This window comes from Variovorax sp. TLI9-5A (assembly GCF_056867935.1).
The window spans coordinates 391,213-417,208 of sequence record NZ_CP200310.1 but is presented as its reverse complement, the minus strand read 5'-3'; the positions used below and the strand labels follow the sequence as shown (position 1 = coordinate 417,208).

The following is a 25,996-nucleotide window of genomic DNA, read 5'->3' as shown; positions in this document are numbered from 1 at the left end:
TCGTCCCGGAGTGGGCTGCACAGCATGGCTGTGCAGCACGCCCACATCCGCAACCATCACGCCAGCACGTGGATGGATTACCGCGCATTCAAGAACAGGCATCCGCGATGCCGTTCGGCACAGGGCCGCCCGAAATCCTTCAAGTCCGGCAACGGACCGACAACGAATGTCTCCCGACGGTTGCCATCGCCCGACGAGCGGCGCGCCGATGACGGCTCCCTTGCCGCATCATTCATAAACACATTTAGCCACAGTTAACAACAGTTAACAACTAAAAATATCTTTTGTTAACAAGTCACTCCGTCCTGCTCGATGAACTCTTTCTCCCGCCAAGTAAGAAATGCCGGCCGCATTGCGGGCTTCACGCTGGTCGAGGTACTCGTGTCGATCGTTGTGCTGTCCTTCGGGCTGCTGGGCATGGTCGCCCTGCAGGCGGCGTCGCTGCAGGCCAATCGCGACGCGCGCCTGCAATCGACGGCGGTGGCGCTGGCCCGCGAACTGGCGGAGATGATGCGGGGCAACAAGGACCAGGCGCTCCTGAGCACCGACAACCCCTACCTCATCAGACGGCTCGACCGTCCACTGACTGCCCCCACCCCGTCTTATTGCCTTTCGGTCGGAAGCTCGTGCGACACGCGGGCAAAAGTTGCACAAGCCGAACTGACTGACTGGCTGGCACGGGTGGACGACGCGCTGCCGGGCGCAAGTGTCCGCATCTGCCGCGACAACGCTCCCTTCGCATCGGACGGCGCGGCGCAGTGGAGCTGCACCTCCGCCGACAGCAGCGATCCCATCCTGGTCAAGATCGGCTGGAGCCGGCCCTCCTTGAAGAGTGGCGATACGACCGTCTGGCAGGCGTCGGACCGGCCTTCCGTGGTGCTGGCGGTCACGCCGGGGAGCACGCTTTGACCGCCTCCTTCCCCTCGACTTGCCGCGCCGTTCGCGGCCTCACGCTTGTCGAACTGCTCGTGGCCACGGCGGTCGGCCTGGTGGTCGTGCTGGCGGCGGTATCCGCCCTGGCGGTGGCACGGCGTGGATTCACCACGGTCGATGCAGCTTCGCAGCTGCGTGACAACGGACGGTTCGCGGCGGACATGATCCAGCGCATCGGCGTGCAGACCGGCTACAAGGATGTGTTCTTCGCGGCGACACGCCCGAAGCCCACCGCGAGCAGCCCGGCGCCCAACGTCATGGGGTTCGACAACGCCAAGGTCGACCTCTCCAATCCGCTGGCCGCATCCACCGCATGGCCAAGCACGGAAGCCGGCGCCGGCAGCGACGTGCTCATCCTGCGATACCAGGTGGCGCAGACCTTCACGCTCACCGCGGATACCAGGGCCGACAAGTCCATGATCGACTGCGCCGGCAACGCGCCCTCGACGGCGCCGAACGCCAGCGATGCGGGTGCGCGGTACGCGCGCATGGTCAGCATCTTCTCCGTGGGGCAGAGCCAGGGCGAGCCGTCGCTGCTTTGCACCTATTACGACGCGGCGACGAGTGCGTGGAAATCCGCGCCCATCGTGCAAGGCGTCGAGAACTTCCAGGTGCTGTACGGCGTCGATGGCGTCACCGCAGGCCGGGCCCCTGCGAAGAATGCTGCGGTACCCGATGTTCCGAACGCCTTTTTGCGGGCCGACCAGATGGAGGTCGACGGCGATGCCGCAGCAACCCATGCGAATTGGCGCCGGGTGCGCAGCCTGCGCATCGGCATGGTGTTGCGCAGCGCCAAAGGTGCTGCGCAGGACATGGATGCGCAGACCTTCCATCCGCTCGGCGTCGCAAAGGGCAGTGATAAAGGTCAACTCGGCAGCGCCTTCGCGGTCGACGACGACGCCGGCACCACCTTCCAGCCGACGCCCGATGGACGGTTGCGCCAGGCAATGACCTTCACGATCCACCTGCGCAATGACCAGGGGCTCTGAAATGAAGCAAGTCCTCTTCAGCCGCCCCGACCGCCAGCGGGGCGCCTCGCTGATCATCGTTCTGCTCCTGCTGGTGATCGTCTCCATCCTCGGCGCGGGCGCGGCGCAGATCGCCACCATGGGCGAGCGCAGCGCGCGCAACGATCGGGACATGCAGGTCGCCTGGCAGTCGGCCGAAGCGGCGCTGATGGATGCCGAGTTCGACATCCACGGCCCCGTCGTCTCCGAGCGGCGTGCTGTATTCACCGACATGGCCAACACCAACGCCTTCGTCAGCGGGTGCGGCAGTTCAGGCAGCAGCAAAGGCCTGTGTGCCCTCGAAACGACCGGCAAGCCCGCCTGGCTGGCGGTGGACTTCACGGCGACGACCGACGCCAGGACCACCGCCTACGGCGACTTCACCGGCCGCAGCTTCCCGACAGGCGACACCGGCATCCAGCCAGCGAAGGCGCCCCGCTATGTCATCGAGCCGATCGAAGACCCGTCCAACCGCGACGTCTCGGGCGGTTCCACCAGATACATCTATCGCGTGACAGCCATGGGCTTCGGCCCCCGGGCCGACATTCAGGGCGTCGTCCAGATCATCTATCGCGACTGACGCGAGCAGCCTTCCATGACAACGCCCTCTTCCCCTTCAAGGCCCTGGTTCAAGCGACCGCGCACGCTCGCGCGGCTTGCGCCCCCGCTGGCGGCGGCGGCCGTGCTCGCGGTGTCGATCGCGGGCAATGGCACGACGGCGCCCAACATAAAGCCCATCGCACTGGCGAGCGAGCCGCTCTATGCGACCACCTCCGGAGACAAGCCCGCCCTCACGCTGGCACTGTCGGTGGAGTTCCCGACCGTCGGGGCGCAGTACACGGACAAGGGCATCTCCGACAACACGTACAGCAACCTGAACGAATACATCGGTTACTACGACGCGAATGCCTGCTATGCATACAACGACGCGCCGACTGAAACACCGGCCGCCGGTCTCGCTGCTTCCGACTACAAGCGCTTCGACCGCATCCAGTCCAACACACACACGGACCGCATGTGCGACGACGGCTTCAGCGGCAACTTCCTGAACTGGGCCAGCAGTTCGGCCATCGACATGCTCCGCCTTGCGCTGTCGGGAGGCGACCGCTACATCGACACGAGCGACCTGACCATCCTGCAGCGCGCCGTGCTTCCCAACGGTGACCCGACCTGCATGTGGAACACGACCAACTTTCCCTCGAAGCAGCTGCCGCGCGACGGCGGCGGCAATGGCAGGTATTGGGGCGCGGTGCCGCAGCGGATGATCGCCGCGGCCGGCGCCAACGACATCTGGGTGGCGAACACCTTGAACCGCATCTACTTCGGTACGGCCAGGGGCGGCAGCTGCACTTCCCCGGGCAGCTACAGCCTGAGCGCCGGCACGGCGACAGGACCGTTTCCCTTCTATGGCGCCAAGCCTTCCTACGTAGCGTCCTCCAGCTGCGCCAGCGAGGACGCCGCCTGCAGTTTCTCCGATACGAGGGAGGTCTGGTACGGCGCCGGCAACACATGGATGGTCGGCCGGTTCACGGGCGGCACCTCTTGCAGCAACGCCGTATTCACCAACCCCGCGCCGGGCGTTGCCAAAGCTTGCTACACGGCTCCTGCCGGCTCCACCGCGCGGCCGGCCCACGACCTCAACAGCGATGGCTTCTTCTACTCTCGCGTGAGAGTTTGCGAAAAGACCGCCGCCGGCAACCTGGCCGACGTGCGCGACTACAGCTTCTGCACCAAGTACCCGAGCGGCAACTACAAGCCGACCGGTACCGTGCAGAAGTACAGCGACAGATTGCGTCTGGCTGCTTTCGGCTACCTGATGGAGCAGACGTACAGCGCCAGAGGCGGGCGATACGGCGGCGTGCTGCGCGCGCCCATGAAGTACGTCGGCGCCAAGACCTTCGACATCAACGGCATCGAGAACACGCCCAGCGGTGGCAACGCGGCAGCCGAATGGGACGCCACCACTGGCGTATTCGCGGCCAATCCGGACGGCAGCACCCTTTCGGGCACCAATGCCACCTTCGGCGTGAGCGGGGTCATCAACTACCTCAACAAGTTCGGCCGCACCGGGCCGGTGGCGGGCCGCTACAAGGTTTACGACCCGGTCAGCGAGCTCTACTACGAGTCCCTTCGCTACTTGCAGGGACTGCAGCCAAGCGAAGACGCCATCAGCAACATGACGACGGCCATGTACGACGGCTATCCGGTGTTCACCACCTGGAGCGATCCTTACGGGAGTGGGCGCACCAGCTCGAGCAACTACGCATGCCTCAAGAGCAACATCGTGGTCATCGGCGACATCAACACGCATGACGGCAACTATCGCTTTCCCCGCGCCGATTCGGCATTGAACCATCCGGACGCGGACTACTGGACGAAGACGGTCGTCGCCTTCGAGAAGGGAGCGGATCGGGCGTACATCGACGGCCAGGGCACGGAACGACGCACTACAGGCAACCCTGCCCCCAATGCCGATCCACGCACCGAATCGATCATCGGACACTCGTATTGGGCCCATACGCACGACATTCGCGGCTCGGGATGGACCGATCAGCCGGCCATGCAGCGGCCCGGCCTGCGCGTGAAGAGCTTCTTCTTCGACGTGAATGAACACGGCGCCCAGAACACTGACAGCACCCGCCGCAAGCGCAACCAGTTCTTCACCTCGGCCAAGTACGGCGGCTTCGAGTCAGACCCCTCCAACCCCGGCCGCAAGCCCTTCAATACCTTCGGCAACCCCTTCAAGCGCCAGGACGGCACTGTCGATGACAACGTCTGGCAAGACAGCGCTCGGCCCGGCGAGGCCAGCACCTACTACCTGCAAAGCAGCGCTCGCGGCGTGCTGAGCGCGTTCGACAGCATCTTCAGCCGCGCCTCGACCTCCGCGCGCAGCATCGCCGGCAGCGCCGTGCAGTCGAAGTCGCTGCAAACGAGCAACGCGGTCTACCAGGGCGCGTTCGACACCAGCGACTGGAGCGGCGACCTGTTTTCGCAGGCGATCACGATCAGCGATGGCAAGGCCAGCATCTCGCCCACCCCGGCCTGGTCGGCCTCGAGCCGCCTGGCTGCGCTCTCCGCGCCTGCAACTTCACGCAACATCGTGATCGGGCGTCCGGGCGATGCCGTGCCCAAGGCCAGTTCGTTCCTGTGGGACTCGCTGACCGACGCGCAAAGAGCCGACTTGGGCAAGCTCACGCCCTCGACCAGGGCCGACTCGCTGGGCTCCGACCGCGTGAGCTACCTGCGCGGAAGCAACGCCCTCGAAGGCTCGCAATTCCGCCGGCGCAACAACAAGCTGCTGGGAGACATCATCAATTCGAGCGTGGTGTATTCGGGCGCGCCCGCCAACAACATCAACTCGAACTCGTACGCCGCCTTCCGGAGGGCCAACCTCAGCCGCACCGCGGCCGTCTTCGTGGGGGCCAACGACGGCATGCTGCACGCCTTCAACGCCAGCAACGGCGATGAACTGTTCGGCTACATCCCAAGCTGGATGTCGCCCAAGCTGGCCGCGCTGACCGACGTGAACTACGTGTCCCACCACCAGAGCTATGTGGACGGACCTCCAGTGGTGGCCGAAGCACAGGTGGGCTCCGCAGGCACTGCGGCCGACTGGAAGACGGTGCTGGTTTCCGGCACCGGTGCAGGCGGGCGCGGCGTGTTCGCCCTGGACGTCACCGATCCGACGTCGTTCGACGCGTCGAAGGTGATGTGGGAATTCACGGCGGACGACGACGTCGACATGGGATTCGTCGTCGGACAGCCGCAGATCCTGAAGATGCGCACCAGCGCGCCGACAGCAACGACGGCTACGTACAAGTGGTTTGCAGTGGTTGCGAGCGGCGTGAACAACTACACCAAGGTCAACTCGGCCAACAACTACAGCACCGGCAACCCCGCCATCTTCCTGCTAGATCTTTCGAAGGCGCCGGAAACAGCCTGGACGCTCGGCACCAACTACTACAAGGTGGAACTGCCCTTCGATGCCACGCTGGCAGTGACCAAGCCCACCGGCGTGCTCAACTTCAAGGCAGCCATCGCCACCGGCGGCAACCGCGAAGTGACCCACATCTACGCGGGCGACCTGCACGGCAACATGTGGAAGCTCGATTTCCGCAGCCACGGCACCTCCAGGTGGAACATGGCGAACCTGTCGGCCTTCAAGAAGGCCAGCGACAACGCTCCTTACCCGCTCTACGTCGCCAAGGACGGCGCGGGCAACGTGCAGCCCATCAGCATGGCCCCTACGCTGGTGACCGCGACGAATGACCCCAAGGCCATTCTGGTGGCGTTCGGCACCGGCAAGTACCTCGAGACGGACGACCGCTCGTCGACGGCGCAGAACTCGTTCTACGTGATCTACGACGATGGCACGGCCACTCCCGATGCGACGCCGAACGGCTCCGGTGCCATCAGCGGGCGTGCCCGGCTGAGAGCGGCCACCATCGACTCCAAGGGCGCGATCACCGCGCCCGGCTTCACCTGGGGCCGCGCCACCAGCGACCTGAACACGTCGTCGACCGTGAGCTCGGGCTGGTACATGGACTACGCGAGCTCGGAACGACAGGTGAGCGCGGCGACGCTGCGCGGCGATACGCTCGTATTCGCCAGCCTGATTCCGGCTGCGGCGGGCGACTCGAACTCCTGCGGCGCGAGTGGAGGCAGCGGCAACTCCTACATCGTCAACGTGGACACGGGAGTCAGGACGCGGACCGCATCGACGGTCGGCATCATGGGAGAGCCGCTGGTGATCGACGTGGCCGGCACGGTCGTCGCCATCAGCAACAGCACCGGCCAGCGCGCGAGGAGGATCACGAGCCAGGCGATTTCGCAAGGCTCCGGCGGCATCGAAAACGCCGGCGGGGGCGCCAGTGGCAACGGACGGGTGGAAGTCACCCTCATCGGAGGGCGGCTGAGCTGGCGGCAGATCAACAACTACCTGGACCTGAAGCGCGGATCGTGAGCATGAATCACACAACGAAGCGCGCTGCGGTGCGCGGGTTCACGCTGATCGAGTTGATGGTCGTCGTGGCCGTGATCGGGATCCTGGCGGCCATCGCGTATCCGTCGTACACCGAGGCAGTCCTGAAGGGCAGGCGGGCACAGGCGCGGACCGCGCTGCTGGAGCTGATGCAGCAGCAGGAGAGATACATGACGCAGCGGAATGCCTACCTGGCGTTCAGCACCGATGTCACGAGCGGCGCCACGACGCCGGCCAGTGCCTCGAGCACGTTCAAGGTCCATTCCGGCGACAGCGCCTCCGCCCCGGCCTACTGGCTGTCCGCCGCCAAATGCGGCAGTCAGGCCATCACCGATTGCGTGCTGCTCACCGCCACACCCACCGGCACGGACGCCGCAGCCGGTTCGCTGACCCTCAGCAGCACTGGCGCCAAGGGCTGCACGGGTACAGCCGCGAGCACGAACTTCAGGATTTGCTGGCCATGAGCGCCCGTCGGCTCTCCCCTCGGCAAAAGGGCTTCACCCTGATCGAATTGATGGTGACGATAGCGATCGCCGCGGTCTTGATGATGGTCGGCGTGCCGAGCTTCGTCGCCTTCCAGCGCAACTCCCAGCTCACCTCGGCGGCGAACTCGTTCATCGCGGCTTTGAGTGCGGCCAGGGGAGAAGCGATGAAGCGAGGCAGGCAGGCGGTCGTCGTGCCGCGCGCGGACAACGACTGGGCCACCGGCTGGACCGTCTTCGTCGACACCGACAACAACCAGCAATTCAACGGCTCCGACATCCTCATCACGCAACAGGGCGCGCTGCCCGCCTACTTTTCGGCGACAGGCCAGGGGACTGCGCGGAACAGCCCTGCGTACATCATGTTCAATCCTTCGGGCTACACGCAGACCAGCGATTCGACCTTCCAGTCCGCGACGCTGAAGATCGAACGCAACGACATCTCGGATACGGCGAAAACCCAGCAGACCCGCATCGTGGTGATCGCAAGGACTGGGCGTGCAAGGGTCTGCCAGCCCGCGACGGATACGACGTGCACGACTTCGGCGAGCGAGTGATCGATTGATGGCCGCGAGCGTGCGCGGCACCTCGATGCCGCCGGCTCGTGGATCTTGCGCTATTGCGGCGGCGCCAGCTGTTCCGGGCCGCGATCGGCCTCCTTCAGCCAGCGGGCGAACTCCTGCGGAAAGGCGTCGCTGAAACGCTCCGCCTGCGCCCTAGCCTCGCCGTCGAGCCCGAGCAGCTCGGCGCTTTCGATCAGCTTGACGATGACGCGCGGCTCCGGCGAAAAGTGAATCACCCGCTGCGCGAGCGAATGCATTTCGGCGGCGTTGGCGGGTGTCACGGCGACCAGCGTCAGCTCGGCGAACTCGGCCTGACGTGTGAACAGCCAGGTTCTCCGCACCTTGGCGAGCGTGTCTTCCTTGTATGCCGAGAGCCGCTCATCGGGTGACAGGTAGATCTGGCTGACGCGGATGTAGTCCCAGCCCGCGAGCCCCACGACCGCCAGCATCGCGACCGCCGCCAGCGACGACAGCGCAGGCCGGATCGCTGCGGCGCGCCGCTCGCCCGGCCAAAGCATGCCGAGGCACAGGCCGAACACCAGCTGGAACGGGCCATACCAAAGCGGGTACTCGAGCAGGCTGTGCAGCACGATCGCGCCCAGCATGCCCCAGGCCATCAGGCGTGCAGGGTCCCGTTCGCGCCAGGGCCGCGCGGCAAGCACCATCCAGAGAAAGCCGCCACAGATCGCCACGGCGGCGGGAATGCCCAGCTCCACGGCCAGGTGCAGCGGAAGGTTGTGCGCGTTGTCCAGGATCTCGACGAACCGGGGGTCGTCGTAATGGGTGCTGTAGTGGGCGAAGCTGAGCTCGCCCCATCCCCAACCGGTCCATGGGTGCCGGGCGATCAGCGTGAGCACGTTGCGCCACAGGATCAGGCGGCTGTGGTCCTGCGGGGCGCCAGTGTGCAGGCGTTGGAGCATGCTTTCGACTCCGCTTTCGCTCCCTCCGGCCAATTGGGGGAGGAGCCAGGCGATAGCGAAGTAGAGGGGGATGGTGGCGAGCAGGAGCCCTGGATGCGGCAGCCGCCAGGACGTTCCGGCTTTTTCGGGGACGCCGAGCTGCGTTCCCGCTGCGAGATGAAAGCCGCCACCCCGAAGATGCACAACAGCTGCAGCAACCCCGTACGGGATGTCGAGGCGCCTGCGGCCACCAGAAGGAGCAGCGCTGAAGCGATCAACCAACGCCGAACGCTTGCCGAGGGTCGCGTCGCGTAAAGCCACAGGGCAGCCACGCAAGCCATGCTGATCAGCGTTGCGAACTGGTTGCGCTGACGAAGGTTGGCGTACGCCTGCCCGACAGGGGGGGAGTTGGTCCAGGGAGACAGCCATTCAGCCTTGCCGTAGTACTGCAGAAGGCCAAAGACGGCACTGATCAGGCCCGCAGCCAGGATTCCCCACGCCAATGAAGAAGCTCCGCCGGAACCAGCCATGCGCGCTCCCACTAGCGCCGCAACCCCGACGCCCCCCAATGCGACGCAGGCAGCCACCCAGCTGCCCGGCCCGTCGCCACGGAACAGCGCGACGCATCCCGCGCAGATCGCGAGCCAGCAGAGAACGCGAGCAGGCGAAGACCCGACGTTGGCATTGCTCAGCAACAGGAGCGCCGCGCAAGTCCACGAACAAAGCAACTGCCATACATGCACCGACGGACCGGCAACCAAAGGGAACAGGAAAGGAATGGCGATCAGTGCCGAACTGAGGAAAGGCATCAGACGAATTGGGCAGGCAGGCAGTCGCTGCCCGCCAGTTATTTGCAAATGTTTCCAAACGGTCGGCCACAGCCGACAAACGGCACGGGCTTCGAGAGGCGGTTTCGGCATCATCCTGTTCACATTCAGCCACATTTAGGCGCGTTTGTTCACAAATTGCCGTCCGGTGCTACATCGATGCCCTTCGCTATCCGACAAGTCCGAAATCTCCGCCGCGCCGCTGCAGGCTTCACGCTGATCGAAGTGCTGGTGGCAATCGTCGTCCTCTCGTTCGGCTTGCTTGGCATGGTCGGCTTGCAGGCCGCATCGCTGCAGGCCAACCGCGACGCGCGGCTGCAGTCGACGGCCGTGGTGCTGGCTCGCGAGCTGGCGGAGATGATGCGGGGAAACAAGGACCAGGCGCTGCTAGGCACCAACAATCCTTATCTGATCGGAGATCTGTCTAGTCCCCTGGTGGCCCCGACGGCCTCGTATTGCCTTTCCATCGGCCAGAACTGCGGTGCAGACAAGACTGCCGTTGCGCAAGCCGAACTCACCGACTGGCTGGCACGAGTGGACGATGCCTTGCCAGGCGCGCGCGTGAGCATTTGCCGCGACAGCGCTCCCTACGGTGCCGACGGTACCGCTGTATGGGCGTGCACATCGACCGACACCAGCGACCCGATCCTCGTCAAGATCGGCTGGAGTCGCCCTTCGACGAAGACCGGCGACACGACGGTCAATCAGGCGTCGCAGCCATCGATCATCCTGCCGGTCACGCCAGGGAGCACGCTGTGATCGGTCGCTCGCGCAACCGCGCCGTTCGCGGACTGACTCTCATCGAACTTCTCGTCGCCATGGCGGTGGGCCTGGTGGTGGTGCTTGCTGCCGTGTCTGCCTTGACAGTCGCACGCCGCGGTTTCACCACTGTCGATGCTGCCTCGCAATTGCGCGATAACGGGCGGTTTGCGGCCGACATGATCCAGCGCATCGGCGTGCAGACCGGCTACAGGGACGTGTTCTTCGCAGCGACGCCTCGGCAGGCGGCTGCGACCGACCCGCCCCCTCCCATCATGGGGTTCAACAACGCCAAGGTGAACCTCACCAGCCCGATTACGTCTTCCACGGCTTGGCCGAGTACGGAAGCAGGTATTGGCAGCGACGTGCTGATCATGCGCTACCAGTCGGCTCAGGCGCACACAATGGTCGTCGGCTCCACGGATGCGGACAAGACCATGATCGACTGCGCCGGCAATGCGCAAGCCACGGTCGCAGATATCAATACGGCTGCTGCACGAGACACGCTTTTGACAAGCATCTTCTCGGTGGGGCAGAGCCAGGGCGAGCCCTCGCTCCTGTGCACCTACTACGACACGGCGACGAGTGCGTGGAAATCCGCTCCCATTGTGCAAGGCGTCGAGAATTTCCAGGTGCTGTATGGCGTAGATGGCGTCACGGCCGGAGCTGCACCGGCAGCGAATGCGCCGTCGCCCAACGTGCCGAACGCATACCTGCGCGCCGACCAGATGACGGTACCAGGCAACAGCACCGCAACGAATGCCAACTGGCGGCGGGTGCGCAGCGTTCGCATCGGCATGGTCCTGCGCAGCGCGCGAGGCGCCGCCCAGGATTCGCAGGCACAAACCTTCTACCCATTTGGCCCGACCAAGAGCAGTGCGACCGCAACCGCTGGCAGCGCTTTTGCCTCTACCGGAGACGCGGGCACGATCTTCCAACCCACACCTGACGGTCGACTGCGCCAGACGCTGACCTTCACGATCCATCTGCGCAACGACCAGGAACTCTGACATGCGGCACACACTTTCCCGCCATTCCGCAGGCCAACGCGGCGTATCGCTGATCGTCGTGCTGCTGCTGCTGGTGATCGTGTCCATTCTCGGCGTGGGCGCGGCACAGATCGCCACCATGGGTGAACGCAGTTCCCGGAATGACCGGGACATGCAGGTCGCCTGGCAGTCGGCCGAAGCGGCGCTGATGGATGCCGAATTCGACATACATGGTCCCGTAGCTTCGAGCCGGAGAGCCGTGTTCACCAACATGGCCAACACCAACGCATTCGTCAGCGGGTGCGGAAGTTCCGGAAACAGCAAAGGTCTATGCGCGCTCGAAACGACCGCGAAGCCTGCATGGCTGAGTGTCGATTTCACTGCAACCAGCGGAGCCAAGACAGCCGCCTATGGCGAGTTCACGGGCCGCAGCTTCCCGGCCGGCACATCCGGCATTCAGCCCTCCAAGGTGCCGCGCTACGTGATCGAGCCGATCGAAGACCCCGCAAACCGGGATATCTCAGGCTCTACAACAAGCTACATCTACCGTGTAACAGCCATGGGCTTCGGCCCTCGGGACGACATCCAGGGTGTCGTCCAGATCATCTATCGCGACTGAAGCGAGCCGCTTTTCCATGAAAACGTCCAAATCCAACGCTCAACCGTGGTTCACGCGGCCGCGCACGCTCGCGTGGCTTGCCTTTCCGGTGATAGCCGCGACCATTGCGCTGTCGTTTGCCGCCATCTCAAGCACGGCCCCCAACATCAAGCCGATTGCACTGGCCAGCGACCCGCTCTACGCCACCACGTCCGGAGACAAGCCGGCGCTAGCGCTGGCGCTGTCTGTGGAGTATCCGACTGTCGGCGCGCAGTACACACCGAGCGGCGACACGGACAACACCTACAGCAATCTCAACGAATACATCGGCTACTACGATGCGTACGCCTGTTATTCGTACAACAACGCGCCCGCGGAGACGCCTGCCTCCGGCCTGTCTGCGACCGACTACAAGCGCTTCGACCGCATCCTGTCAAACACGCGGACGGATCGCATGTGCGACGATGGCTTCAGCGGCAACTTCCTGAACTGGGCCTCCAGCTCGGCCATCGACATGCTGCGGCTCGCCTTGTCTGGCGGCGACCGTTACATCGATACAACTGACCTGACCATCCTGCAACGTGCGGTGCTTCCGAACGGCGACCCGATCTGCATGTGGAATTCGACCAACTTTCCAGCCAAGCAACTGACGCGAGATGGAGGCGGCAGTGGCCGTTACTGGGGTGCGGTACCGCGAAGCATGATCACGGCGGCTGGGAGCAGTGACATCTGGGTGGCAAACACCTTGGATCGCATCTATTTCGGGACAGCGAGAGGTGGGAGTTGCAGCAATACCAGCAGCTATAGCCTGAGCACGATACAGCCGGGGACAGGCCCATTCCCTTACAGCGGTGACAAGCCGGCTGCGGCTGTCAAGTGTGCCGATGAGAACGGCACCTGCAGGTTCAACAGGAGTTCAAAGGAAGTCTGGTACGGCGCAGGTACATCCTGGATAGTGGGCCAGTTCACGAACAGTACCGCCTGCACCAACGCCGTATTCACCGATCCAGCGCCGGGCACCGTAAAAGCCTGCTATGTACTCGACGCCAATACGACCACCAGGCCAACTACCGGCCTCAATAGCGAGGGTTTCTTCTACTCCCGCGTCAAGGTCTGCGACAAGGATGCCGCCGGAAACCTGGCCGACGCCCGCGACTACACCTTCTGCACCAAGTACCCGAGCGGCAACTACAAGCCGACCGGCACCGTGCAGAAGTACAGCGACCAGTTGCGTCTGTCTGCCTTCGGGTACCTGATGGATCAGACGAACAGCGCCAGCGGCGGCCGATACGGCGGCGTGCTGCGCGCGCCCATGAAGTACGTCGGAGCCAAAACTTACGACATCAACGGCATCGACAACACTCCCAGTGGCGGCAACGCGGCCGCCGAATGGAACGCCACCACCGGCGTATTCGCGGCCAATCCGGACGGCAGCACCCTTTCGGGCACCAATGCCACCTTCGGCGTGAGCGGGGTCATCAACTACCTCAACAAGTTCGGCCGCACCGGGCCGGTGGCTGGGCGCTACAAACAGTACGACCCCGTCAGCGAGCTCTACTACGAGTCCCTTCGCTACCTGCAGGGCCTGCAGCCAAGCGATATCGCCGTCAGCAACATGACGACGACCATGTACGACGGCTATCCGGTATTCACCACCTGGAACGACCCGTACGGGGGAGGCCGTACCAGCTCTAGCAACTACGCGTGCCTCAAGAGCAACATCGTGGTGATCGGCGACATCAATACACACGACGGTAGTCGCTATCCAAGCGCCAATGTCGCCGCGAACATTCCCGATCTCACGACATGGACGAGTGTTGTCCAGAACTTCGAGAAGGGCACAGACATTACCTACTTCGATGGACAGGGTGCGCAGCAGCACACAACAGGAAATGCAAGCACCAACAGCAACCCGCGCGGCGAGGCCATCATTGGTTACTCATACTGGGCACATACGCATGACATTCGCGGCACCGATTGGACTGCCCAGACCAGCATGCAGCGCCCCGGCCTTCGCGTGAAGAGCTTCTTTTTCGACGTGAACGAGTATGGCGATCAGAACAATGCGACCACCCGCCGCAGCCGCAATCAGTTTTTCACCTCGGCCAAGTACGGCGGCTTCGAGTCAGACCCCTCCAACCCAGGCACCAAGCCCTTCAACACCTTCGGCAACCCCTTCAAGCGCCAGGACGGCACGATCGATGCCAACGTCTGGCAAGACAGTGCGAGGCCCGGCGAGGCGAGCACCTATTACCTGCAAAGCAGTGCGCGCAGCGTGCTGAGCGCGTTCGACAGCATCTTCAGCCGCGCCTCGACCTCCGCGCGCAGCATCGCCGGCAGCGCCGTGCAGTCGAAGTCGCTGCAAACGGACAACTCGGTCTACCAAGGTGCGTTCGACACCAGCGACTGGAGTGGCGACTTGTTTTCCCAGGCGATCACGGTCAGTAACGGCACGGCCAGCATTTCGCCAACCCCGACGTGGTCGGCATCGAGTCGGCTGGCCTTGCTTTCTGCTCCGGCAACCTCGCGCAACATCGTCATCGGGCGTCCAAGCAATGCCGTGCCCAAGGCCAGTCCATTCCTGTGGAACTCCCTGACTACCGCGCAACAAGCCGACCTGAACAAGATCACGCCCTCTGCGACTGCCGACTCGCTGGGCTCCGACCGCGTGAGCTATCTGCGCGGCAGCAATGCCCGCGAAGGTGCGCCCTTCCGCCGCCGCAACAACAAGTTGCTGGGAGATATCATCAATTCGGGCGTCGTGTATTCGGGCGCGCCCGCCAACAACATCAACTCGACCTCGTACGCTGCCTTCAGGACTGCCAACCTCAGCCGCACCGCGGCCGTCTTCGTGGGGGCCAACGACGGCATGCTGCACGCCTTCAACGCCGGCACCGGCGATGAACTGTTCGGCTACATCCCCAGCTGGATGTCGCCCAAGCTTGCCGCGCTGACCGACGCGAACTACGTGGGCAACCACCAGAGCTATGTGGACGGCCCGCCGGTGGTGGCCGAAGCGCAGGTGGGCTCCGCAGGCACTGCCGCCGACTGGAAGACGGTGCTGGTTTCCGGCACCGGTGCAGGCGGGCGCGGCGTGTTCGCTCTGGACGTCACCGATCCGACGTCGTTCGACGCGTCGAAGGTGATGTGGGAGTTCACGGCGGACGACGACGTCGACATGGGATTCGTCGTCGGACAGCCTCAGATCCTGAAGATGCGCACCAGCGCACCGACAGCAACGACGGCTACGTACAAATGGTTTGCAGTGGTTGCGAGCGGTGTGAACAACTACACCAAGGTCAACTCGGCCAACAACTACAGCACCGGCAACCCCGCCATCTTCCTGCTCGATCTGTCGAAGGCACCGGAAACGGCATGGACGCTCGGCACCAACTACTACAAGGTGGAACTGCCCTTCGATGCCACGCTGGCAGTGACCAAGGCCACTGGCGTGCTTAACTTCAAGGCAGCCATCGCCACCGGTGGCAACCGCGAAGTGGCACAGATCTTCGCGGGCGACCTCCACGGCAACATGTGGAAGCTCGACTTCCGCAGCCACGGCACCTCCGAGTGGAATATGGCGAACCTGTCGGCCTTCAAGAAGGCCAGCAACAATGCGCCCTACCCGCTCTTCGTTGCCAAGGACGGCGCGGGCAACGTGCAGCCCATCAGCATGGCGCCCACCCTGGTGGCGGCAACGAACAACGTCAATGCGGTCCAGGTGGCGTTCGGTACCGGCAAGTATCTGGAGGTGGACGACCGTTCATCGACAGCGCAGAACTCGTTCTACGTGATCTACGACGACGGCACGACGGTGCCCGATGCGACGCCAAACGGTTCTGGAGCCATCAGCGGACGCGCGAGACTGAGAGCGGCCACGATCGATTCCACAGGGGCGATCACCGTGCCCAGTTTCACCTGGGGCCGCGCCACCAGCGACCTGACGACGTCTTCGACCGTGAGCTCGGGCTGGTACATGGACTACGCCAGCACCGAGCGCCAGGTGAGCGGGGCATTGCTGACGGGCAGTACGCTGATATTCGGCAGCCTGATCCCGGGCACCTCTGGCGCCTCGGCCTCCTGTGGGGTAGGCGGGGGCAGCGGCAATTCGTACATCATCGACGTCGACACCGGCATAGGCACTCGACGGGTATCGACCGTCGGCATCATGGGCCAGCCTCTGGTGATTGATGTGGCTTCCACGGTCGAGAGCATCAGCGACAGCACCGGCCGGCGGAAAAAGAAGATAACCAGCCAGACGATCGTGCAGGGCTCGGGCGGGGTTGGCAATGCTGCAGGCGGTGCGGGCAACGACGGCCAGACGAGCGTCGTCATCACTGCTGGCAGGCTGAGCTGGCGGCAGATCAACAATTACCTGGACCTAAAGCGTGGATCATGAATATGAACAACATAAGGAAACGTGCTGCAATGCGCGGATTTACGCTCATTGAGCTAATGATTGTGGTCGCGGTTGTAGGCGTCTTGGCGGCGATCGCTTATCCCGCGTACAACGATTCTGTGCTTAAGGGGAGGCGGGCTCAGGCACGGACTGCTTTGCTGGAACTGATGCAGCAACAGGAGCGATACATGACACAGCGAAATACATATCTCGACTTCAATACCAGCACGACGGGAGCCCTCACACCAGCCTCAACGCCTTTACCAACTTCTTTTCCGTTCAAGAACTATTCGGGTGATAACTCTACATCGCCTGCCTATTGGATATCTGCAGGGGCGTGTCCGTCCAGCTTGAGCATCAAAGAATGCATTATGCTGACAGCAAAGCCTACTAAAACAGATACAGCCGTTGGTAATCTGACGCTTACAAGCACTGGCACCAAGGGCTGCACAGGGAATGCTTCCAGCTCGAATTTCAGACTTTGCTGGCCATGAGCATTTATCAATATTCGAACCGCGAGAACGGCTTCACTCTAATTGAGTTGATGGTCACGATTGCTGTCGCTGCAGTTTTAGTAATAATTGCCGCGCCGAGTTTCGTTGGCTTCCAACGAAACTCTGAATTGACTTCGCTTACCAATTCCTTCGTTGCAGCGCTTAGTACAGCTCGGGGAGAGGCCATGAAGCGAGGTCAGCACGCCGTGATCATCCCTCGACAAAACAATGACTGGACTACTGGCTGGAGCATCTTTATCGATGCGGACAATGACCAGCAATTCAATGGGTCGGATATTCTCATCGTTCAGCAAGGTGCCGTGCCGAACTATTTCGCCGTAGCAGGACAAGGAACAGCGCAAGGCAGTCCTTCATACGTCATGTTTAATCCTTCAGGCTACACACAAACTAGTGCTTCGACTTTTCAATCTGCGACCTTGAAAATTGAGCGAAATGACATATCAGGCGCACAAAAAACAAGCCAAACACGCATTGTGATAATTGCCAAGACGGGTCGTGTAAGGGCTTGTCAGCCTGCCATGGACGCAACTTGCACCACCTCTGCCACAGAATAGCGATGCTTTGATTTCGCGTTCAAGGTATAGCTTTCAGTCTTGCTCGGCAAGACTGCGGGTTTCGAAATTTCAATCGAATTGGCACCATTATGCGCAACAATGAGCCATTCCGAGATTAGCAATCTACCCGATCTGACGTCAGATTTGCATCAACTCTGATCATCCGCTTTGCGCACCTGAAGAGATTACACAAAGTGATTGATGCCAGGTTCAAATGCTCCAACAATCACCACCTTTGTATGGAGCTATCGTAAATTTTGTTTTTCTGTTATTTTCGCGACTTATTGACCTTGATCGCGGGCCGACCGCGAGTTGCTCATTATAGGATACGAACTTACTTGAGCATCCCCTCGGCAAGAGGCGGCATCGTCATCTCCAGTATGTCTCCTCGGATTTTCGAGCCACACTTTCTATAGGAAGTCTATGTTTTGAGGAAGAGACGGCTTTAACTCCGGACAATATCGAATACAAATCTTCGCTCTCCGTCGAACCAACATTTGACAGCAATCAAAAGAGCGGCGGCAAGCTGAAACCGGATCGACCGGATCAGAATACGAACGGAAGAAACCTCCATTTCACTCGACTTTCGTAAGCAAGATAGTTTGCATCCTTCCTCAAAACCGACTCCTCCTCCTTAATGCGAATAAATTGAAAAATATACGCAAGGAGCAAAACTCCCAAATTCCAAAAATTAAATGCGCCAAGGATAAATCCAACGTGCCCTAATATGTAACTAGCATAAATCGGATGCCGGACAAAACGATACGCTCCCCTAACTACCACTCCACGATTCGCAGGAAGAAGACCAAAGCTCCGGCCGAGACTTAATTTTGAATAAATTTGCAGAATTATTCCAGCAGTCTGCAACGAAGCTCCAACTCCAGAAGAAACCAACCCGATAGACGCGTATTCAAAAAAGTCCATCAGCAGGTAATAAAAAGTACCGCACACCGTGGACAAAACGGCAAGAAAATTCATTTTGACGTCAAGAGAATCTCTGGCAAAAACAAGCAGGCCAACGCTTATTAATTCGGAAACCACCAACAACAAATAGTTAAACGATCCTTTTTCAAGAAAGACCATCAACGCCTCGGCCGCAAATCTCAAGAAAAAAATTGCCGCGACCGCTCGAAAAGAGAACCTGAAAACCCGGCTACGGGCCCAATACTCAACGATCGCCAAGGAAATTGATTTGGCATCCATTTTAAGAAAAAATATACTTTTTCATTAGCGGGTTCTCCTTTTTCCAGATCACGCTGTCGATAAAATAATGATGGATGTTTATAAAAATCCAGATTGCAGCAGTACAAATAAAAACCCCGCCAGATAAATAATTAATCTTCCCCTCTTTTAGATAGTCCAGTACACCCGGGATGATCCAAAATGCAATTGCCCCCATAACCACCACTCCAATATAATTCCAAACATTTTTGGCCAATGGGCTTGTCGTACCAAACTTTTCTTTGCTTTTGCCTTTTTTGTATTTCGAAACTATAGCCAAGTATTGCAAAGAATGGAAAAATGGAATAACTAGAATGAACTTATGGTCAAGCCACGCGAGTACTGTCCAAAGATAAATACCGACCATATATCCAATTATCCCTGCAAACGGCATATTTGAAGTGGGGGTCTTTGCATTTCGCCAAACTACGACCTGGCGCCATATCGCTATCAATGTCCACACAGCAGAAGCTACGGCAACGATAGCTGCTGTAGCTGTCCAATAATCATTAAGCAGAGGTTTGAAGATCGGAAATTTAACGCCCCAAAAATCACCTCTGCCGAGAGCACCGGCCCCAATTATCAGCGCAGCTATCCAGCTTATGTATGAGTTCCAGAGAAGTATGCTTCGCGATTTGGCAGACCAATAGACCTTCCTTTGTGCCGCATCGAAAAGTGCCATACCAAAAGCTTGCTTTACGTAGTGCCATCCAACGAGAATGGCATAAAGACCCAGGCTGAGTTGCAAGAGCGTGAAATCCCTATGCAGCGAGAAGTAAACCGACAGGCTCAGCAGAACAATCAAAAACAATGGAACGGCTATTGCCGTCATCAACCATCTGACCTTATACGCAGCCCGTTTTTCCTTTTTTATTGCAGGCCAAATTTCGAAAAACATCTGATACGAATATATGAAATGAGGATGATTTACGAAATTAGCCAAAAGCATCATTACAGAGGCTAGAATTAAAACTTCTTTGGCCTCTAGCTCAATTGATCGAAATATCAACCACACAAGCAACGAAATTCCGCCAAGCAGGGCTGTATCCATCACCCTAGCGCCACTCTGATTTTTGTCAGCGATTTGCATTGAATCTCCTAAGACCAAAAAAAAGAGGCTTTGCGCCTCTTTTTTTAGCTTACGATGCAATTACGGTGCAGGTGCGGGAGCCGTCGTACCAGCACTTGCCTCACGGCAAGCCTGAGGAAGGAACTTATTTGCAACGGTTCCGCTGTTGCAGCTCCAGTTTGCACCGCCGTCAGTGGTATTGAAGACGACCGTGCCAGTTGCACGCGAATTAGAGCGCATGGTCGCAGTCAGCGTTCCGGCCGGATAAGTTCCAGTGATGGCGGTACCCAAAGTCGAGTATTTACCCGTCAGGTTCGCTGCGATCGAGGTTGCGGCGACGACTTGCGTGTTGGTTCCATCGGTTTGAACCAAAGTAGGCCAAGCATTCTGATTGGAGCCGAACTCTGCCAGGGGCGCCTTCAAGCCGCCCAGCAATTCAACAGGTTCCGCAACTTGTGCACGAGTCACGTAGTCGTTGTACGCCGGCAGAGCCACAGCAGCCAAAATACCAATGATCGCCACGACGATCATCAGTTCGATAAGGGTAAAGCCGGCCTGAGCGCGGCGGGCGATGGTACGAACGTTCATATTTAAGGAACTCCAGGTAGGTTGGTTGTTACGCCCGGGAACCTGCCCGGAGCGAGGTACCTTCCGCAGCAACTGTGCCACCCGCCTTCAGCCCCTTCCAGAGACCGGACGTGTCACCTGAAGCCACTTTGGCGTTACACGGTGTGACACAACTTGCCCAAGATGCGACACTTGGTGACAAATTTGTCATGCCAAGGCGTCATCCGCCGTCAGAAAGTCAGGACGCCATCCGCCTTCAGCCAGCGGATATCCCGCTGCGCCAGCCCCGCCACCTGGTCGTCCACCAGCGCTTCGATCTGACTCATGATCTCGTCGGTTTCGGCCGGCTTGGTGTGGGTGATGTAGATCGGATATTGCTTGCCCGGCCGGATGTGCGTCAGTTCGTCGGCCAAGACTGCCGGCGACAGATGCAGGCTGCGCTCGGCCAGGGCATGTTCACGGCTGCTGAACGCCGTTTCGATGACCAGCATCGCCACATCCAGCGCGTTCACGCGCTCCCAGAAGAAGGCATTGCGCTCGGTGTCCCCGCTGAAAACCCAGTGAGCACCGCCTTCTGCCCGTCGCACGGCGAAGCCACATGCGGGCACGGTATGGACTGCGGGCAGCACCTCCACCACCTTGGGCTCGCGGCTGCCTAGCGGCAGTTGCTGCCCCACCGCGATGTCGTGAAAGCTCACGAAGGGCGATTCGGGGCTGGGAATGCTCTCGAAGTCGGGCCAGATGACGTTGTTGAACACATGCACGCGCAGCGCGTCGATGGTGTCCCTCAGCGCATGCACGCGCAGCGGCTGCGTGCGACGGCTGCCGATGGCGTCGAGCATCAGGGGGAGCGCTGCGATGTGGTCGAGGTGGCTGTGCGTGAGCACGACGTCGTCGATGCGGACCATCTCGTCGAGCGTGAGGTCTCCGACACCGGTGCCCGCATCGACGAGCAGATCCGTGTCGACCAGGAACGAGGTGGTGCGGCAGTCTTTGGCGATGGCGCCCGAGCAACCCAGCACACGAACCTGCATTGTGAAAGACCCCTTGTATGTGTCCGTCGTCATTTGGTTTCGAACCGGGTCGCGCCATCCCAGTTCGGGTCTTGCGGTCGCAACGCCATCGAGGCTAAACGCTGGGCGTAGAGCTGGTAAAGGACTTTTTTCGCATCCGCGGCGAGCAGGGGTGCCAGCAAGTTTCGGCCCATGGCCCAGTCCTGGCGACGGTACGCCGCGAGTACTTCGCCCCAGCGTTCGAGCAGTTGCCGTGTCTGCTCCAGCGCTTCCGGCGTACCCGCGGGCAGGGGCGTAAAAACGGCAACGGCTTGTGCTTTTCCCTTGACTCGCACGCTGTCGAGTTCCTGCCAGACGAAGCCCGGCGCCAGCTCGCGCGTCGCGCCGCTCGCGACCACTTCCACGCCGTAATGTCCGCTCAGACCCTCGAGGCGCGACGCGAGGTTGACCGCATCGCCGACGACGGTATAGCTGCGCCGCGCGGTCGACCCCATGTCGCCCACGCTCATCACGCCGCTGTTGATGCCGATGCCCACGCTGATCTCGGGCCGGCCGCTGGCGCGGTGGATGCGGTTGATGTCGTGCACGGCATCGGCCATGTCGAGCGCGGCTCGCACGGCGAGCGTGGCGTGGTCGGGCGTGTCGATGGGCGCGCCCCAGAAGGCCATGACGCAGTCGCCCATGTACTTGTCGACGGTGCCGCGGTGGGCGCTGACGACGTCGGTGAGCCGGCTGAAGACGGTGTTGAGAAAAGCCTGCAGCTCGGCCGGAGCCATCTGCTCCGACAGGCGCGTGAAGTCGCGCATGTCGCAGAACATCACGGTCATCGGCTTGCTCTCGGCGCGCATGCTGTAGCGGCCGGGGTGTTCCATCATCTCGTTGACGAGCTGGGGCGGCACATAGGTGCCGAAGAGCCGCACCAGCCCGCGCCGCGCGCGCGACTCGACGAAGTAACCCCAGCTCATGTTGAACGCGAAGGCCAGGGCCGCCATCGCCAGCGCCGACGCCAGCGGCAGCACGAGGCTGTGGCCCACGTAGAGCCACACGTTCAGGCCGATCAGCGCCGCGATCGCGCCCGCGGCCAGCAGCATGGCGCGCGGCGCGGACAGCAGCGACATCCCGAAGGCCAGCAGGAGCCCGGTCACGACGACGAGCAGCACCTCGTAGCCGGGCGCGTAGTCGGGCACGCTGAGCAGGCGGCGATCGAGCAGCGCGGAGACGATGTTCGCGTGCACCTCCACGCCCGGGAACGCGGCTTCGACCGGCGTGGCGCGCAGGTCCTGCAGCCCGGGCGCGGTGGCGCCCACGAGCACGATCTTGTCCTTCAGCTCGCCAGGAGCGAGCCGCCCCTCGAGCACGTCGGCGGCAGGCACGTAGCGGAACGATCCGCCGTCCGAGCCGCCCTGGCCGCGAAACGGCACCTGCATGCTGCCCGTTCCGTCGACCGGAATGCGCAGCCGGCCCACCCGCAACGATTCGAGCTGCGGCGCGGCGCCGCCGCCGCCGGGCGCGAAGGCCGGCTGCACAGGCGGCGATCCGTTCGCGAGCCGATAGACCGCAAGCCCCAGCGACTCGTAATAGCCCGGCTGCGCCCTGTCGCCGTCGTAGCGGGCGATGAGTGGCACGCTGCGGATGACGCCATCTCCGTTGATGCCGACCAGCGTGTTCAGGAAGCCCGCGACCGGCGCTGCCTTCGCAAGCTCCGGCAGGCTGGCGCCGAAGCCGTTCCAGCCCGTGGCGTAGGTACCGCCCTGGGGGAAAGCACCGGCCGGCAGCAGGGGCGCCGCGGGCAGCTGCCCCTTGGCGCTCGGCGTTTCCGTGCGCGTGAAGTAGTAGCCCAGCGCCACGCGCCTGCCGCTCAGTGCGGCGGCGAGCGTGGCGTCGTGATCGAGCGAGGGCGCCAGCCGCTCGACTTCGGCGGCCAGGCCGGGCACCTTGCCAAGCGGGCCTCCCACGATTTCCCTCAGCCTGTCGAGGCCCGAGCTGCGGTCGGGCTCGAGGAACATGACGTCGAAGCCGAGGACGGCCGCCTGCTGGCGGGTCATCAGCTCGGTGGTCAGGCGGGCGATCTTGTCGCGTGCCCAGGGCCACTGGCCCTGGCGTGCGAGGCTGGCATCGTCGACATCGACGATCACCACCCGCGCATCGGGCGTGCCCGGCATGGTGGCGCGCAGGCGGACGTCGTAGATCAGCTGATCAAGGCGCTCCAGCGCGGTCAGCCGCCAGGCGCCGGTGGCATGCGCTAGTGCCAGCAGCACCGGCAGCAGCGTGATGGCAATGCGCGGCCAGTGCCGCCGCAGTTCCTCTCTCACGGCGCCCGGTCCGTGAAGGCGCGAGCGCGGAGAGCCAAGAGGAAAAGCGGCTCAGATGCGCACGAACTGCATGCGCGTGGCATCGCCCAGCTCAAGCACGTCGCGCTCCTGCAGCGCGACGGCCTCGGCCCCCAGCTGCAGGCCATTGAGCGTGACATTGCCTTCGACGCCCGCGGCCACGTAGCCCTGGCGCCGGCGGGTGACCACGGCCACCGCGACCCCGGGCTTGCCGACCGTGGTGACGACCTTCTGCAGCCCGACGTCCTGTCCCTCGTTGGCACCGGAGAGCACGCGCAGCACAGGAATGCCCAGCTCGACCAGCGCGCCAGATTCCGTGGGCGCCGAAGACAGCGGCATGGCGCCCGACGGGTATTCGCCCGAGGCGGTGCGGATCGAACCGGCACCGGTGTCGAGGTTGCTGCGCGCGCGGAAATGGATGCGGCAGCCTCCGACCTCGATGACATCGTTGTCCTTGAGCGCCTGCCGCTGGATGGCGAGCGCGTTGACGTAGGTGCCGTTGGTGCTGTTGAGATCTTCAATTTCGACGTCGCCACCAGTCATGTGCAGCACGGCGTGCTCGCCGCTGACCGCCAGATTGTCGATCACGATGTCGTTGTAGGCACGGCGTCCCAGCGTCGTGCGTTCCTTGGCGAGCGCCACCTGCCCGATGACAACGCCATCGACCGAAATGATCATCTTCGGCATTGCCGACTCCCCGAATCCAAAGCATGAATGACGACGGCAGGCAGGCAGGAATGCTGCCCGCGGAACCTGCTAGCTGCCTGCGCGGGGCGTTTCCGCAACGCTCGCGCTGGCCAGGACAACGGAGATGTTGTCCCGTCCGCCATTGTCATTGGCAATTGCAACCAAAAGTGATGCTTTTTTCTGAAGCCCGACATCGTGTCCTAGAAGCGTGAAAAGCTGCTCATCCGAAACCATCTCGCTGAGCCCGTCGGAGCAAAGCATATAGAGATCGCCGGGTCTTGCGCTGTGTTCGTGCATTTCCAGCAAGACTTGGGCCTCCACGCCGACCGCGCGCGTCACGAGGTTGCGGGTGGGCGAATTCAGGGCTTCCTCGGCGGTGATGGCGCCGGCGTCGAGCTGCTGCTGGCGCAGGGAATGGTCGCGCGTCAGCAGCTCCAGCTTGTTGTTGCGCAGGCGGTAGCAGCGCGAGTCGCCGATGTGGCCAACCACCACCCGCTGCGGCCGGAACGCCGCCAGAACCAGGGTCGTTCCCATGCCCTGCAGCTCGTGGTTGGTGGTGCCTTCGTGCAGGATCGCGCCATTGGCCTCGTCGGTGGCTGCCTGCAGCGCCCGCCGGACCACGCGGGCCGGCGCCTGCATCCCGGCATGGGCGAACCAGCGGCCGAAGCTGCCGTGCATCAGCGACACGGCCATGGCGCTGGCCACCTCGCCGCCCTTGTAGCCGCCCATGCCGTCGGCCAGCAGGGCCAGGCCGAGGGCGGGGTCGACGTGCACCGCGTCTTCGTTATGGGAGCGCATCCGCCCGACGTCGGTCAGGAAGGCGAATTCCCAGGTCAGCGGAGGGCGGGTTGAGAAAAGGGAGACGCCGACACTCGCCATGGTCTGTCAGCGCCGCTCTCTCTGTAACTCAGTGCTGTGCAGCGGCGTGCGCGCGCCGTTGCATCAGGCGGCCGACGGCCACGACGAACACGGCACCGGCGGCCGCGGCTGCATAGTGCAGCCAGGGGTTGGCCGCCAGCGTGTCGCGCAGGATGGCGTCCTGCACGATGGTTTCGCCGCCAACCCAGCCGATCAGCGCGGCGCCCAGCATCACGATGATCGGGAAACGTTCCATGAGCTTGATCATGAGCGTGCTGCCGAAAATCACCAAGGGAATACTGATCGCCAGGCCAAGAATCAGCAGGACCATGCTGCCCTGTGCCGCGGCCGCGACGGCGATCACGTTGTCCAGGCTCATCACCAGGTCGGCCAGCAGGATGGTGCGCACGGCCGCCATCATGCTGCCGTACTCCTTGGACTCGCCGTCGCCGTCGTCTTCCTCGCCCAGCAGCTGCAGGCCGATCCACAGCAGCAGCAGGCCGCCGATGATCTGCAGGTAAGGCAGGGCGAGCAGCTTGGCCGCGACCACCGTGAGCACGATCCGCAGCACCACGGCCGCGCCCGAGCCGAAGAGCACGGCCTTTTTCTGTTGGGCCGGCGGCAGCGAGCGCGCCGCCATGGCGATCACCACCGCGTTGTCGCCTGACAGGATGATGTTGATCCAGATGATCTTGAGCAGACCTATCCAGAAATCTGTGCTTTGAAGAAATTCCATGTCTCTGAT

General features: G+C 62.1%; 22 protein-coding genes. 12 read left to right on the top strand and 10 right to left on the bottom strand.

Going from position 1 to position 25,996, the window contains the following annotated elements; translation table 11 throughout:
- Positions 1-312 precede the first annotated feature (312 nt).
- The 6 genes from pilV (AC1VNX_RS02030) to AC1VNX_RS02005 are packed head-to-tail and all read left to right on the top strand — an operon-like array spanning position 313 to position 7,960.
- Complete coding sequence (gene pilV / locus AC1VNX_RS02030; protein ID WP_483155253.1) at positions 313-909, top strand: type IV pilus modification protein PilV; 597 nt, start codon at positions 313-315, stop codon at positions 907-909.
- Positions 910-968: 59 nt separating this feature from the next.
- Positions 969-1,922 (top strand): PilW family protein, encoded by a 954-nt coding sequence (locus AC1VNX_RS02025; RefSeq protein WP_483155252.1) that lies wholly within the window; start codon positions 969-971, stop codon positions 1,920-1,922.
- A gap of 1 nt (position 1,923) precedes the next feature.
- A complete protein-coding gene (locus AC1VNX_RS02020; RefSeq protein WP_483155251.1) occupies positions 1,924-2,520 on the top strand; it encodes a pilus assembly PilX family protein in 597 nt (198 codons plus the stop codon).
- Positions 2,521-2,535: 15 nt separating this feature from the next.
- The gene (locus AC1VNX_RS02015) at positions 2,536-6,903 is read left to right on the top strand and encodes a pilus assembly protein (protein ID WP_483155250.1); all 4,368 of its coding nucleotides are present in this window, start codon (positions 2,536-2,538) and stop codon (positions 6,901-6,903) included.
- 2 nt (positions 6,904-6,905) lie between these two features.
- Positions 6,906-7,385, top strand: coding sequence for a type IV pilin protein (locus AC1VNX_RS02010; RefSeq protein ID WP_483155249.1), 480 nt, complete (start codon positions 6,906-6,908; stop codon positions 7,383-7,385).
- A complete protein-coding gene (locus tag AC1VNX_RS02005; protein ID WP_483155248.1) occupies positions 7,382-7,960 on the top strand; it encodes a GspH/FimT family pseudopilin in 579 nt (192 codons plus the stop codon). The genes AC1VNX_RS02010 and AC1VNX_RS02005 overlap by 4 nt, the downstream gene beginning before the upstream one ends.
- A 59-nt stretch (positions 7,961-8,019) precedes the next feature.
- Here the strand turns inward: AC1VNX_RS02005 and AC1VNX_RS02000 are convergent, their stop codons facing one another.
- The gene (locus AC1VNX_RS02000) at positions 8,020-8,919 is read right to left on the bottom strand and encodes a PglL family O-oligosaccharyltransferase (protein WP_483155247.1); all 900 of its coding nucleotides are present in this window, start codon (positions 8,917-8,919) and stop codon (positions 8,020-8,022) included.
- Positions 8,838-9,395 (bottom strand): pilin glycosylation ligase domain-containing protein, encoded by a 558-nt coding sequence (locus AC1VNX_RS01995; protein WP_483161859.1) that lies wholly within the window; start codon positions 9,393-9,395, stop codon positions 8,838-8,840. The genes AC1VNX_RS02000 and AC1VNX_RS01995 overlap by 82 nt, the downstream gene beginning before the upstream one ends.
- A 456-nt stretch (positions 9,396-9,851) precedes the next feature.
- On the opposite strand from AC1VNX_RS01995, the gene pilV (AC1VNX_RS01990) reads away from it, so the two are divergent.
- The 6 genes from pilV (AC1VNX_RS01990) to AC1VNX_RS01965 are packed head-to-tail and all read left to right on the top strand — an operon-like array spanning position 9,852 to position 17,506.
- Positions 9,852-10,451, top strand: a complete 600-nt coding sequence (gene pilV / locus AC1VNX_RS01990) for a type IV pilus modification protein PilV (RefSeq protein ID WP_483155246.1) — start codon at positions 9,852-9,854, stop codon at positions 10,449-10,451.
- Positions 10,448-11,461 (top strand): PilW family protein, encoded by a 1,014-nt coding sequence (locus tag AC1VNX_RS01985; protein WP_483155245.1) that lies wholly within the window; start codon positions 10,448-10,450, stop codon positions 11,459-11,461. The genes pilV (AC1VNX_RS01990) and AC1VNX_RS01985 overlap by 4 nt, the downstream gene beginning before the upstream one ends.
- Position 11,462: 1 nt before the next feature.
- Positions 11,463-12,059, top strand: coding sequence for a pilus assembly PilX family protein (locus AC1VNX_RS01980; protein WP_483155244.1), 597 nt, complete (start codon positions 11,463-11,465; stop codon positions 12,057-12,059).
- A 16-nt stretch (positions 12,060-12,075) separates the two neighbouring features.
- Positions 12,076-16,437 (top strand): pilus assembly protein, encoded by a 4,362-nt coding sequence (locus AC1VNX_RS01975; RefSeq protein ID WP_483155243.1) that lies wholly within the window; start codon positions 12,076-12,078, stop codon positions 16,435-16,437.
- The gene (locus AC1VNX_RS01970) at positions 16,434-16,931 is read left to right on the top strand and encodes a type IV pilin protein (RefSeq protein ID WP_483155242.1); all 498 of its coding nucleotides are present in this window, start codon (positions 16,434-16,436) and stop codon (positions 16,929-16,931) included. Before AC1VNX_RS01975 ends, AC1VNX_RS01970 begins: the two co-directional genes overlap by 4 nt.
- A complete protein-coding gene (locus AC1VNX_RS01965) occupies positions 16,928-17,506 on the top strand; it encodes a GspH/FimT family pseudopilin (protein WP_483155241.1) in 579 nt (192 codons plus the stop codon). Before AC1VNX_RS01970 ends, AC1VNX_RS01965 begins: the two co-directional genes overlap by 4 nt.
- Before the next feature lie 546 nt (positions 17,507-18,052).
- On the opposite strand, the gene AC1VNX_RS01960 is transcribed toward AC1VNX_RS01965, so the two are convergent.
- The 8 genes from AC1VNX_RS01960 to AC1VNX_RS01925 all read right to left on the bottom strand — a co-directional run bounded on the left by AC1VNX_RS01960 (position 18,053) and on the right by AC1VNX_RS01925 (position 25,987).
- The gene (locus AC1VNX_RS01960; protein ID WP_483155240.1) at positions 18,053-18,709 is read right to left on the bottom strand and encodes a methyltransferase family protein; all 657 of its coding nucleotides are present in this window, start codon (positions 18,707-18,709) and stop codon (positions 18,053-18,055) included.
- A 1-nt stretch (position 18,710) separates the two neighbouring features.
- On the bottom strand, positions 18,711-19,817 hold the full coding sequence (locus AC1VNX_RS01955; RefSeq protein ID WP_483155239.1) for a hypothetical protein: 1,107 nt from the start codon (positions 19,815-19,817) through the stop codon (positions 18,711-18,713).
- A 60-nt stretch (positions 19,818-19,877) separates the two neighbouring features.
- A complete protein-coding gene (locus AC1VNX_RS01950; protein WP_483155238.1) occupies positions 19,878-20,384 on the bottom strand; it encodes a pilin in 507 nt (168 codons plus the stop codon).
- A 209-nt stretch (positions 20,385-20,593) separates the two neighbouring features.
- Positions 20,594-21,397 (bottom strand): 3',5'-cyclic-nucleotide phosphodiesterase, encoded by an 804-nt coding sequence (locus tag AC1VNX_RS01945; RefSeq protein WP_483155237.1) that lies wholly within the window; start codon positions 21,395-21,397, stop codon positions 20,594-20,596.
- Between the two features lie 29 nt (positions 21,398-21,426).
- Positions 21,427-23,688, bottom strand: a complete 2,262-nt coding sequence (locus AC1VNX_RS01940; RefSeq protein ID WP_483155236.1) for a CHASE2 domain-containing protein — start codon at positions 23,686-23,688, stop codon at positions 21,427-21,429.
- Positions 23,689-23,739: 51 nt separating this feature from the next.
- Positions 23,740-24,393 (bottom strand): FHA domain-containing protein, encoded by a 654-nt coding sequence (locus tag AC1VNX_RS01935; RefSeq protein ID WP_483155235.1) that lies wholly within the window; start codon positions 24,391-24,393, stop codon positions 23,740-23,742.
- Positions 24,394-24,462: 69 nt separating this feature from the next.
- Positions 24,463-25,272, bottom strand: a complete 810-nt coding sequence (locus AC1VNX_RS01930; RefSeq protein ID WP_483155234.1) for a Stp1/IreP family PP2C-type Ser/Thr phosphatase — start codon at positions 25,270-25,272, stop codon at positions 24,463-24,465.
- 28 nt (positions 25,273-25,300) lie between these two features.
- Positions 25,301-25,987, bottom strand: a complete 687-nt coding sequence (locus AC1VNX_RS01925) for a TerC family protein (RefSeq protein ID WP_483155233.1) — start codon at positions 25,985-25,987, stop codon at positions 25,301-25,303.
- Between the last annotated feature and the right edge of the window lie 9 nt (positions 25,988-25,996).